The organism is Candidatus Frackibacter sp. WG13 (assembly GCF_900114655.1).
In the GTDB taxonomy this organism is placed as follows: domain Bacteria; phylum Bacillota; class Halanaerobiia; order Halobacteroidales; family Acetohalobiaceae; genus Frackibacter.
The window spans coordinates 1-12,094 of sequence record NZ_FOTT01000018.1 but is presented as its reverse complement, the minus strand read 5'-3'; the positions used below and the strand labels follow the sequence as shown (position 1 = coordinate 12,094).

Annotated in this window: 9 protein-coding genes, 1 pseudogene and 1 other annotated feature; all 10 genes and pseudogenes read right to left on the bottom strand. The window is 35.7% G+C overall.

Going from position 1 to position 12,094, the window contains the following annotated elements:
• Positions 1-86: 86 nt before the first annotated feature.
• On the bottom strand, positions 87-1,097 hold the full coding sequence (locus tag BM077_RS09770; RefSeq protein ID WP_089749839.1) for a deoxyguanosinetriphosphate triphosphohydrolase: 1,011 nt from the start codon (positions 1,095-1,097) through the stop codon (positions 87-89).
• A gap of 26 nt (positions 1,098-1,123) precedes the next feature.
• On the bottom strand, positions 1,124-1,717 hold the full coding sequence (locus tag BM077_RS09765) for a flavodoxin family protein (protein ID WP_089749836.1): 594 nt from the start codon (positions 1,715-1,717) through the stop codon (positions 1,124-1,126).
• A 161-nt stretch (positions 1,718-1,878) separates the two neighbouring features.
• Entirely contained in the window at positions 1,879-4,527 is a 2,649-nt protein-coding gene (ppdK, locus tag BM077_RS09760; RefSeq protein ID WP_089749834.1) for a pyruvate, phosphate dikinase, read from the bottom strand.
• Positions 4,528-4,586: 59 nt separating this feature from the next.
• Positions 4,587-5,570 carry a class II fructose-bisphosphatase gene (glpX, locus tag BM077_RS09755; protein WP_089749831.1) on the bottom strand — a complete coding sequence of 328 codons (984 nt, stop codon included), beginning with the start codon at positions 5,568-5,570 and terminating at the stop codon, positions 4,587-4,589.
• Entirely contained in the window at positions 5,571-6,392 is an 822-nt protein-coding gene (locus BM077_RS09750; protein ID WP_089749828.1) for a pyruvate, water dikinase regulatory protein, read from the bottom strand. It lies immediately after the preceding gene.
• 15 nt (positions 6,393-6,407) lie between these two features.
• Complete coding sequence (locus BM077_RS09745; RefSeq protein ID WP_338140368.1) at positions 6,408-7,031, bottom strand: CBS domain-containing protein; 624 nt, start codon at positions 7,029-7,031, stop codon at positions 6,408-6,410.
• A gap of 259 nt (positions 7,032-7,290) precedes the next feature.
• Positions 7,291-8,094: a pyruvate, water dikinase regulatory protein gene (locus tag BM077_RS09740; protein ID WP_089749824.1), complete on the bottom strand. Its 804-nt coding sequence runs from the start codon at positions 8,092-8,094 to the stop codon at positions 7,291-7,293.
• A gap of 396 nt (positions 8,095-8,490) precedes the next feature.
• Complete coding sequence (gene glyS / locus BM077_RS09735; RefSeq protein WP_089749822.1) at positions 8,491-10,575, bottom strand: glycine--tRNA ligase subunit beta; 2,085 nt, start codon at positions 10,573-10,575, stop codon at positions 8,491-8,493.
• Complete coding sequence (gene glyQ / locus BM077_RS09730) at positions 10,568-11,458, bottom strand: glycine--tRNA ligase subunit alpha (RefSeq protein ID WP_090003520.1); 891 nt, start codon at positions 11,456-11,458, stop codon at positions 10,568-10,570. The genes glyS and glyQ overlap by 8 nt, the downstream gene beginning before the upstream one ends.
• A gap of 85 nt (positions 11,459-11,543) precedes the next feature.
• Positions 11,544-11,718 (bottom strand) — a binding site (T-box leader).
• Between the two features lie 104 nt (positions 11,719-11,822).
• Positions 11,823-12,094, bottom strand: a pseudogene (locus BM077_RS09725) (transposase); the annotation flags it as partial.

Genomic DNA, 12,094 nt, shown 5'->3' with positions numbered 1-12,094 from the left:
TTATGAACTTCAATAAATATATATTATACCTCTCTAATTAGAGCTTGAGTCTATTATTTCCATTTTTTATAAAATTATGCATTGGATTATCCAAGCCATGGATTAGGCAAGAATAACTCTTCTCCCATCTTTAATGCATATCTATCAGTCATCCCCGCAATATAATCAACAACTATTCGGTCTATAGTATATTCATTTAATTTATCTTTAAATTCAGATGTTAATTCTTCGGGATATTGATTATAGTATATAAATAGTTCTTTCAATAATTTCTTCGCTTTTCCTTCTTCTGATTTTGCCATTGAACCGATATACACATGAGCAAAGAGATAACTCCTTAACTCATCTGTTGCTGCCTTTACTTCTTTACTCATCTTTATTTTATCAGTCTGCCAACTATTCTTGATAATATCTTTTACCATATTATCAATTCTTTCAGCACTACTTTGACCTAAAACCTCTAAAGGACTTTGGGGCAAATCTTCTTTGGATATAACCCCTGCTCGCAACGCATCATCTATATCATGATTAATATATGCTATTCTATCTGCTATCTTTACAATCTGTCCTTCTAAGGTCATAGGTTCTTTAGAACCAGTATGATTTAAGATGCCATCTTTAACTTCGACAGTTAAGTTAAGCCCGGAATAATTATCAGACTTAACTTCTAATAATTCTACTACTCTTAAACTCTGTTTATTATGCTCAAACCCTAAAGGATAGACTTCATTTAAAGCACTTTCCCCAGCATGCCCAAAAGGAGTATGCCCCAGGTCATGACCCAGGGCTATTGCCTCAGTTAAATCCTCATTTAAATATAAAGCTCTGGCAATGGTTCGAGCAATCTGAGACACTTCTAAAGTATGAGTCAAACGAGTACGATAATGGTCTCCTTCAGGCGCAATAAAGACCTGCGTCTTATGTTTTAAACGCCTAAAAGCTTTAGAATGAATAATACGGTCTCTATCTCGTTGGAAGGCTGACCTTACTTGGCACTTTGGCTCTTCATACTGTCTTCCTTTCGTTTCAATACTTAAAGCTGCATTATCAGCTAGACGCTCTACTTCTATTTTTTCTAGTCTCTCTCTGTGAGTCATTATAACTCACCTTCCTTAGTTTTTAGCTATCGTAAACTTTTAGTAGCATTAGCTACTTTCGCTACTCTTCTTCCTATAATCTCTGCTCTTAACTGTCCATTTTCATCTTCGGCAGCTAAACGTTGAGCAGCAGCTCCTTGGTGACCAGCATCACTTTCATCATCACCATCACCTACAACTATCATACCCTGAACTAACATCATATCATGTATAGCATTTAAAGTAGTCTCTTGACCTCCGAATCTACCTGCTCCAACAGTTACGCCTCCTCCTACTGTATTAAGTAAACTAAACTCTTTACGTAAGTCACGAGTCATATCCCAAAAACCTTTTAATTGAGCACTAACAGTTCCAAAGTAGACCGGACTACCAATGATAACTCCATCAGCTTTAGTCAGTAAGTCATAGTCTTCCTCTAATTTAGTTCCTTCATAGCAAACCTTAGCACATGGCTGTGAACAACTAGTACAGTATGGTTCTTCTAACTCTTCTAAACTATCGGCAACCTGAATAATTTCTGTTTCTGCTCCTAATTCTTCTGCAGCATCTAATGCTTTATTTAATAATAATTCTGTATTTCCGTCCTGATTTGGACTACCATTAAGACCAATAATCAACATTAAAAAACCACTCCTTTCAACTGTTATATTATTATTACACGACAGTCATAAGAATTACTTTTTAAAAAGAAAAAAGTATAAAAATTAGTATTTAAAACAAAAAGATAAGGGGAAATTCCCCTTATCTTTTTGTTCATTTGCTAGTTAGGTTATATTACTATTTATTCTTCACTATTAATCTTAGCTTGTGCAGCTGCTAGACGTGCTACTGGTACTCGATACGGAGAGCAACTAACATAGTCTAATCCATATTCGTGGCATAAAGCTATCGATTTTGGTTCTCCACCGTGTTCTCCACAGATTCCAACTTTTAAATTAGGATTAACTTTTCGTCCTGAATCTGCTGCTAAATTAACTAATTTACCAACTCCATTAGCATCTAAAGAAATAAATGGATTATCTTCAATGACTTCCTCGTCTACATAATAATGTAGGAACTTACTTTCTGCATCATCACGACTGAACCCAAATGTAGTTTGAGTTAGGTCATTAGTCCCAAAGGAGAAGAAGTCTGCTTCTTTGGCAATCTGGTCTGCTGTCATACATGCTCTTGGTAATTCAATCATAGTTCCTACTTTATATTCTAAGTCAAGATTAGCTTCTGCTAATAATTGATCAGCTATATTCTCTACTTTTTCTCTAAGAATCTTAAACTCGTTAACATGAGTAACTAACGGAAGCATGATTTCTGGATTAACCTCTACCCCTTCTTCAACTAATTCGATTGCTGCTTTAAAGACTGCTCTTACTTGCATCTCATAGATTTCTGGAATCATGATTCCCAAACGGCAACCTCTAAACCCTAGCATTGGGTTAGATTCGCTCATATCTTTTACTTTTCTTAATAACTCTCGCTTCTCTTTTAATTCTTCTTCATCTCCTGCATTCTCCAGTTCAGTTACTTCTTTAATCAACTCTGGTAAATCAGGCAAGAACTCATGTAATGGTGGATCTAATAGACGAACTGTTACTGGTTTACCTTTCATTGCTTTGAAGATCTCCTCAAAGTCATCTTTTTGCATCGGCTCTAATTGAGCTAAAGCTTCGGTTTCTTCTTCTTTTGATTCACTTAAGATTAACTTTTGTACTATCGGCACTCTATCCGCCGCCATAAACATATGCTCTGTTCGACAGAGTCCAATTCCTTGGGCAGCAAATTCATCTGCTTTTGCAGCATCTGGACCGTTATCAGCATTAGTTCTTACCTCTAATTCTCTTAGCTCATCAGCCCAGTTTAATATTTGTTGGCACTCCTTGCTCAATTTCGGTTCTGTCATATCTACACTACCGACAATTACTTCGCCATTTCCACCGTTAATTGTTATATGATCGCCTTTCCTAATCTTTTGGTCACTAACTAAGAACTCTTCTGCTTCAAAGTCAACACTTATCTCTTCACAACCACAGACACAAGGTTTACCCATACCTCTTGCTACTACTGCTGCGTGACTAGTCATTCCACCACGAGTAGTTAACACTCCTTGGGAAGCTAAAACTCCGTGGATATCTTCTGGCGTTGTTTCCAAACTAACTAAGATTACTTTCTTTCCTTCTCCAGCTAACTTTTCAGCTTCATCAGCACAGAATACAACTTGGCCTGCTGCTGCTCCTGGCGATGCTGGTAATCCTTTAGCAATCACTTCTGGTTCTGCATCAGGGTCTATCTGTCTATGTAATACCTTTTCAACATGCTTCGGCTCTACTCTAAGTAATGCTTCTTCTTTAGTAATTAACCCTTCATCAGCCATGTCAGAAGCTATCTTAATCGCTGCTTTTGCAGTTCGTTTTCCAGTTCGTGTCTGCAATAAGTATAACTTTCCTTTTTCAATAGTAAATTCAATGTCCTGCATATCCTGATAATGATCTTCTAAAGTCTCTGTTACCTCTACTAATTGCTTAAAGACGTTTGGTTTTGAATCTTCTAATGCTTGAATAGATTTCGGTGTTCTAATTCCGGCTACTACATCTTCTCCTTGTGCATTTAATAAGTATTCTCCGTATAACTCATTCTCTCCTGTGGATGGATTCCTTGTAAAGACAACTCCTGTTCCAGAATCATCACCCATATTCCCAAATACCATAGTCTGGATATTAACTGCTGTACCTAAATCATGAGCAATATCATGAGCATTTCGGTAGATAATAGCTCGTTCATTATTCCATGAACCAAATACAGCCTCTACAGCAGTAATTAACTGATCCATAGGATCCTGTGGAAATTCAATTCCGGCTTCATCTTTAATAATTGCCTTATATCTAACAACTAATTCTTGTAAATCCTCAGTAGTTAAGTCTAAATCATCCTCTGCTCCAACTTCTTCTTTTAAGGCATCTAATGTCCTACCAAACTTGTAGCCTTCGATCTTTAATACTACATCACCGAACATTTGGATAAAACGGCGATAACAATCATAAGCAAAACGTTCATCATTCGTTTCTTTAGCCAACCCTTTTACTGATTGATCATTTAAGCCTAAGTTAAGAATAGTATCCATCATACCAGGCATAGAGATTATTGCTCCCGAACGAACTGATAGCAATAAAGGACTATCATTATCGCCAAAGTTCTTACCAGTCTTCTCCTCTACCTCTTTTAAATACTCCTTAATTCCTTCGGCTAAAAATTCAGGTAAAGTCTCATCATTTTCATAATATAGATTACAAGCTTCTGTAGTCAATGTCATTCCTGGAGGTACTGGTAAATCTAAACCAGTCATCTCACCTAGACTAGCTCCCTTTCCTCCTAAGATTGGCTTTAGATCTAAAGAACCTTCTTCAAACGAATAAATATACTTCTTTTCCGAGGTCATTATTATTAACAACTCCTTTTTAAGATTATAAGTTTTTATTGAATAAGATATCTACACCACTAAATATTATTAATTACTTGCTTCTTAAAATAAGATGGCTTTTGATTAATCTTATGTTCTGCCTTGATATTTCTGATAGTTCCTGTTTTACTACGCATCACAATAGAGTGAGTCTCTGCTTGATTACCATGGTACTGAACCCCTTTTAACAGTTCACCATTAGTTATACCAGTTACTGAAAACATTACATCTTCACCTTTAGCTAAGTCATCAGTAGTCAATATCTTTTTCGGATCGGCTAATCCTTCTGCTTTGGCCTCTTCATATTCTTCATCATCTCGCGGACGTAACTGTGCTTGAATCTCTCCACCTAAACATTTTAAGGCTGCTGCAGTTAGCACACCTTCTGGGGCTCCACCAATTCCCATTAATATATCAACTCCAGTATGCTCAAGAGCTGTAGCAATTCCTCCTGCTACATCACCATCAGTAATGAGTTTAATTCTTGCACCTGCTTCACGAATTTCTTTGATAATCTCTTCGTGGCGTGGTCGATCGAGAATAATTATTGTCAAGTCTTCAACTTTCTTCCCTTTAGCTGCAGCTACTGATTTCAAATTCTCAGTAGGAGTAGCTTGAATGTCAATTGCTCCTTTTGCTTGTGGACCTACGGCAATCTTCTTCATATACCAAGCTGGTGTCTTAAGTAAGTTTCCTTTTTTTGCTGCTGCTACCACTGCTAAGGAGTTTGGCAATCCCCTAGCAACTAAAGTGGTTCCTTCTACAGGATCAACTGCTATATCTAATTCCGGTGACTCACTACATCCAATCTCTTCACCAATATATAGCATCGGTGCTTCATCCTTCTCACCCTCACCAATTACTACTGTCCCTTTAATATTGACAGTGTCAAAGACAGCTCGCATAGCATCAACTGCTGCCTGATCGGCACTAATCTTATCACCTTTACCCATCCACGGCGCAGCCGCTAATGCTGCCGCTTCAGTTACCCTAACAAATTCTAGAGCTAATTCTCTTTCCATTTATAGTCCACTCCTTTCGGATAATATCTCACTGGCAGTCTCCTCAATAGACCTATTCGTTACATCAATAACCATACAACCTATCTTCTTCATTATCTTTTCGGCAAAATTTAATTCTTCTAAAATTCTATCGACTTTTGCATAATCAGCATGCTTATCAAATCGCATTGCTTTTAGTCTCTGCTGTCTAATATCCTGTAAAGTAGTAGGCGAAATCGTTAATCCAACTACTTTTTTAGCTTCTACTGAAAATATTTCTTGGGGCGGAGTTACCTCCGGCACTATTGGAATATTAGCAACCTTATAGCCTTGATGTGCTAAGTACATACTTAATGGAGTCTTAGAAGTTCTCGAGACCCCGATCACTACAATATCTGCTTCTTTTAGTTTCGTTAAGTCTTTTCCATCATCACATCTAATAGCAAAATCGATACAAGCTATTCTTTCAAAATAAGCTTGATCAATCTTACGATTTAACCCTGGCTCCAATTGGGGCGTTTGTCCTAATGCTTGTGAAAACTTGGACATAGTTGGTCCCATAATATCTATAATTGGAATATCAGACTGCTTAGCTGCATCTTTTATATATTCATTTAATTCAGGTAAAACAATAGTATAAGCTAAGACTACATTATTGGATTCTGCTCTATTTATTATTTCTGATAATTTGGCTATGCTGGTTACATTAGTAAACTTCTTTAATTTAATCTTATCAGTATTAAATTGACTGGCTACTGCATTTACTACTGTTTCTGCTGTTTTACCAATAGAATCTGATACGATGAATACGGTTAAAACGTCTTTAACTGTCTCTTTTAGCAAAGTTCCTTTACCTCCCTATATCTCCAACCCAAAGTCAACAAAGACTCTAGTAATATTAGTTTTACTAACTCGACCAATTACTTTTAATTTGCCCTCTAGTGGTTCCCCTGATTCATTAGTTAAGTTCTTTACTACTGGTAATGCATCAATCTCATAATCTACTAATCGTCTAGCCGCTTGAAAGACTGTATTATCATCACCAATAGTAATTACATTTGGCATCCGAGTCATAGCAACACTAACTGGTACTTGGTTAATATCTGCTTCACCCATGGCAATCTTTAATAGATCTTTTCTAGAGATAACTCCAATCAAAGTCTCATCTTCATCATCTATAACAAATAATGAACCTACATCTTCTAAAAAGAGGGTCACTATTGCGTTATAGACTGAAGTCTCTTCTTTAATTACTACCGGTACAGATTTAATTTCACTAACCTTTCTATCATATAATTCAGAAAAACTAGCTAAAGAAGTATTATCCTGTGCATAAAAATATCCAACTCTTGGTTTGGCTTCTAATATATTAGCCATCGTTAAAACCGATAAATCTGAACGGAGGGCACTGCGAGTCAAATCTAACTTATTAGCTATATCTTTACTGGCAATTGGTTCATTATTCTTTACTATCTCAATGATCTTCTTCTGTCTTTTGCTTAAATTAATTCTCGATCCCCCCTCAATATTAATATATGTGTCACTCTACTTTTATATGTTGTACTATTAACCTCATAATCACTAAAAAGTGTAACATATTATACTTTTCACTTATTATATACTAGATTAAGGGTCGATTCTCCTTCTTTAATATAAACTTTTTCTTAATTTGTGCAACATAATTAAAAACCCTGAACATAATTTATAGCTCAGGGTTTTTATATTTGTCATAGATATTATATTATTCTTCTACTAATTTTAATACAAGATTAGCAGATTCTTCTACTGACTTATTAGTTACATCAACTACTGGACAACCTATCTTATCAATAATTCGATGGGCATAGCTTAATTCTCTATTAATACGCTGCATAGAAGCATAATCCGATTCTAAATCTAATCCCAAAGCTTTTAATCTTTCTTGTCTAATCTCATTCAATGCATTCGGGGAGATAGTTAGACCAATTACTTTATAATTGGGATTACCAAATAGAACATCTGGGGGATCTACTTCTGGAATTAATGGAATATTGGCTACTTTATACCCACGGTAAGAAAGATAGATAGATAATGGCGTCTTAGATGTTCTAGAGATACCAACTAAGACTATATCTGCCTTCTTAATTCCTGCTGTATCATTACGGTCATCATATTTAACTGTGAATTCAATAGCATCTATTCTTTTAAAGTACTCTTCATCTAACCTTCTTACTAACCCAGGTTGTAATTTGGGAGATACATCTAATACCTCCTTTAAAGCATCCATCATTGGTCCCATAATATCTACATATTGAATCTCTGCTTCGTCAGCCTGTAATCTTAAATAACTCCTTAGTTCTGGGTTAATTAGAGTAAAGGCTAAGATGCTCTTTTGGTCCTTTGCTTCATTAATTATTTCGTCAATATCATCATTTTCTGTAACATAAGAAAATCTTTTAGTTTTGATTAAAGTAGAGCTATTGAATTGAGTAACAGCTGCTTGTACAACTTGGCGTGCAGTTTCACCGATTGAATCTGAAATTATAAAGACGGTTGCTTTGGACATTTTGAGTATCAGCTCCTAAAGAGGATTTCGGGTTTTAGCATAATTAATTTGAAATATTGAGTGCTTGCATAATTAATTGCTGATGCCCAAAAATTCCGCGACGGCTTCCGCAAATAAAAGCATGGGTTGTTTTAAACTCCCTAACGGTCGAACAAAAAACAACCTAATCATGCTTTTATTTACTCCAACCTGCTACATTTTTAAGTGGCTTACATCAATTAATTATGCTTGAAATCTAATTATGAAGTTCAATTAATCAAGTACTTATAAACAATCAATTATGAATGATTATGAATATAAGTTTAACTCCGAATTATTAATTATTAATTGTCAACTGTCAACTGTCAACTGTCAACTGTCAATTGTCAATTATCAATTGTCCATTATCAATTAAAGTTAGTCAGTTACAATTTGTGATAAGTCTGCTACTTCTGTAAAGATGTCAACTATGTTTCTTAGTAGTGCTAAACGATTCTCTTTTACTGCTTTATCATCAGCCATGACCATTACTGAGTCGAAGAACTGATCAATTGGCTGCTGAAGTGTTACTAATTTATTTAAAGCAGCTACGTAGTTATTATCTGCTAATAAGGCTTCTACTTCTTCTTTAGTAGCTAAGTAAGCATTATATAATTCTTGTTCTGAATCATCTACAAATAGATCTGGATTAATTTCATCGCTTGTTGCCTTTTCGGCTAAGTTGCCTGCACGATTATAGGCAGTGATTAGATTTTCGAATTGCTCTTTTTCTCTAAATGCCATTAATGCTTGGGCTCTTTCTAAAGCATCGTTAATATCTGTAAAGTCTGTTGCTAAGATAGCATCGCAGACATCATAACGAATTTCGGCTTCTTTAAATAATCTTTCTAATCTCTGTTTAAAGAAGTCTAATACATCTATCTTTACTTCCTTAGCATCACGAGTTAACTTACCGCTGTCAGCAAATAGCTTGAGAGAGTTATCGATTAGATCATTTAAATTTAGTGCTAATTCGTTTTCTAAGATAATCTTTACGATCCCTTGGGTCTGTCTTCTTAAAGCATAAGGGTCTTGAGAACCGGTTGGAATTAATCCGACACCGAAACACCCTACGATATTATCTATCTTATCAGCGATACTAACTATCTGCCCTAGTATACCTACTGGCAGTTCATCTGTTGCATGACGAGGTAGATAATGTTCAAAGATAGCATTTGCTACAGCTTCTTCTTCACCAGATAACTTGGCATATTCACGCCCCATGACTCCTTGTAATTTAGCAAATTCAGTTACCATCTCTGTTACTAAATCTGCTTTACATAAGTACGCTGCACGTTTAGTATGATTAATCTTGGCTGCATCTAAATCTAATGTTTGGGCAAATTCTTCACTTAATTTAACTAACCTTTCTACTTTTTCATAAATAGTCCCTAAATCTTCTTGGAAGATAATATCTTTTAATTCATCTACCTTATCGAATAAATGTTCTTTTTGATCTTCATCATAGAAGAATTTAGCATCGGCTAGTCTTGCTCTAAGCACCTTCTCATTACCTTCTTTAACGATATCAATATATTCTTCGGAACCATTTCGTACTGTAATGAACCGTGGCATTAAACTTCCATCTTCATCTTCCACGGGGAAGTAACGCTGATGCTCACGCATCGATGTAATTAATACTTCTCGTGGCAACTCTAAGAATTCAGATTCAAAACTACCGATTAAAGCAGTTGGATATTCAACAAGATAATTAACCTCGGTCAGTAAACCTTGATCAATTAGGACTTCTCCTCCAACTTCTTCTGCTAATTCAGTAATCTGCTCAACGATCATTTCTTTTCTCTTATCCTGATCTACTATTACATACTCTTCTTGTAATGTATCAAAATAGTCATCTACTGAATCAATTTCAATTTTTCCTTTGCTTAAGAAACGATGACCGATGGTATATCTATCAGATTTAGTGCCTGCTATCTCCAAATCAATCTGTTCTTCTCCGTAAAGAACTAATAACCATTGGATAGGTCGGACAAAGCGCATATCCTTATTAGCCCAGCGCATTGCTTTAGGAAAGCTTAGGTCATTAATTAATTTATCTAGAATTTCAGATAATAGTCCTTGAGTTGCTTCTCCTTCTTCAGTCTTGACTGCAAATAGATATTCTCCGTTATCAGTGTCACGTACTTCTAAGTCTTCAACATCTAACCCTTGTCCTCTAGCAAAACCTTTGGCTGCTTGATTAGGATTTCCGTCGTCATCAAAAGCAATATTCTTAGCAGGACCTCTTACTTCTTTGGTTAAGTCTTGCTGTTCACTACTAACCCCTCTTAAAAGGAGTACTAATCTTCTTGGAGTACCATAAGTCTCTATCTCATTAAAATCAATCCGATAATGTTCGAATAAATTATTAGCTAATCTTTCTAGCTGTTCAAAAGCTGGCTTCATAAATCCAGCGGGAATCTCTTCAGTTCCTATTTCTAATAATAAATCTTCTTTATTCATCTTCAGTCCCTCCTGCCTTCTTAAGTAATGGATGTCCTAATTCTTCTCGCTGCTCGACATATCCTTTCGCACATAGATTAGCAAGATCTCTAACTCGTTTAATGTAGCTAGTCCTTTCTGTTACACTGATAGCTCCCCGGGCATCTAAGAGATTAAAGGTATGCGAACATTTCAATACGTAATCATAAGCTGGTAGAACTAAGTCATGTTCCATTGCTCGCTTAGCTTCTGCTTCATAGAGGTTAAATAACTGCAATAAAGTATCTATATCAGCTACCTCAAAGTTATACTTAGAATGTTCAACCTCGCCTTGATGATGTACATCGCCATAAGAGATACCATCAACCCATTCGATATCGAAGACGCTATCCACTTCCTGTAGATAGACGGCAATCCTTTCTAAACCATAAGTAATCTCTACTGAAACCGGCTTTACATCAAAGCCTCCTACCTGCTGAAAATATGTAAATTGAGTAATCTCCATGCCGTCTAACCATACTTCCCAGCCTAATCCCCAGGCACCTAAAGTCGGTGATTCCCAGTTATCTTCTACAAAACGAATATCATGCTTTTCAGGTTCAATCCCTAATGCTCGTAAACTATCCAAATAGATCTCCTGAATATCTTCTGGTGATGGCTTCATAATCACCTGATATTGATAATAATGTTGTAATCGGTTTGGGTTCTCTCCATAACGACCATCAGTCGGTCGTCTAGACGGTTCTACATAGGCTACATTCCAATCCTCCGGTCCTAATGCTCGTAAAGTAGTCGCTGGATTCATCGTTCCTGCACCTACTTCGATATCATAAGGCTGTTGGATAATACATTTTTGATCTGCCCAGAATTGATTTAGTGCTTGAATCATATCTTGGAAATTCATCGTTTATATTCCTCCTTAGAAATTGTTAGAATAAGCTTTTATATTGTCAACTAAAAAACCTCGTCGCTGATAGCAGTCAATTACTATCAGGGACGAGGTTTTCCCGCGGTTCCACCCTAATTAATTATCTATTAGTAGATAATTCTCTTTGCGATGCTGCTCCAAAGTGCCGTTCACTAAGTGATTATATTAGGCTTCCACTGTCCCTAATTCGCTATGATAATCAAACTTTAGTTACTCCTCTTCTTCTACACAGCTTATCTTTAATTTTGTATTAAATATATCAGACTTAGCAAGAGTTGTCAATACTTATTAATTAATAGAGTTTCCCCAAAATCAAAATAGCAATTACCTTTAAACCTTATCATAATAGTAAGTTTGGCAGATTGAGCTGTTGTGATGCTTTAAATTTGAGATTTTTATCTATAAAGCTTTGGATTCCTTTTCTTGTTTTCTTCAAAATAGTAAAAATACCATCTGTTATTGCATAATAATCAAATTTAGGTATTTCATAAATTCTTTTAGATAATTTAGAAATCCATAAGCTTAACTTAGTAGTTTTTCTTTTTTCTGAAAATATTGCTATAAAGCCGATTAAAATAGTTAAAATCAAATCCATAGTTCTAATACTATTTA

What these genes read in the sequence shown, in the direction of transcription:
- BM077_RS09770 (WP_089749839.1), bottom strand. Translation starts at nt 1,097, where the DNA reads ATGACTCACAGAGAGAGACTAGAAAAAATAGAAGTAGAGCGTCTAGCT.
- BM077_RS09765 (WP_089749836.1), bottom strand. Translation starts at nt 1,717, where the DNA reads ATGTTGATTATTGGTCTTAATGGTAGTCCAAATCAGGACGGAAATACA.
- ppdK (WP_089749834.1), bottom strand. Translation starts at nt 4,527, where the DNA reads ATGACCTCGGAAAAGAAGTATATTTATTCGTTTGAAGAAGGTTCTTTA.
- glpX (WP_089749831.1), bottom strand. Translation starts at nt 5,570, where the DNA reads ATGGAAAGAGAATTAGCTCTAGAATTTGTTAGGGTAACTGAAGCGGCA.
- BM077_RS09740 (WP_089749824.1), bottom strand. Translation starts at nt 8,094, where the DNA reads ATGTCCAAAGCAACCGTCTTTATAATTTCAGATTCAATCGGTGAAACT.
- glyS (WP_089749822.1), bottom strand. Translation starts at nt 10,575, where the DNA reads ATGAATAAAGAAGATTTATTATTAGAAATAGGAACTGAAGAGATTCCC.
- glyQ (WP_090003520.1), bottom strand. Translation starts at nt 11,458, where the DNA reads ATGAATTTCCAAGATATGATTCAAGCACTAAATCAATTCTGGGCAGAT.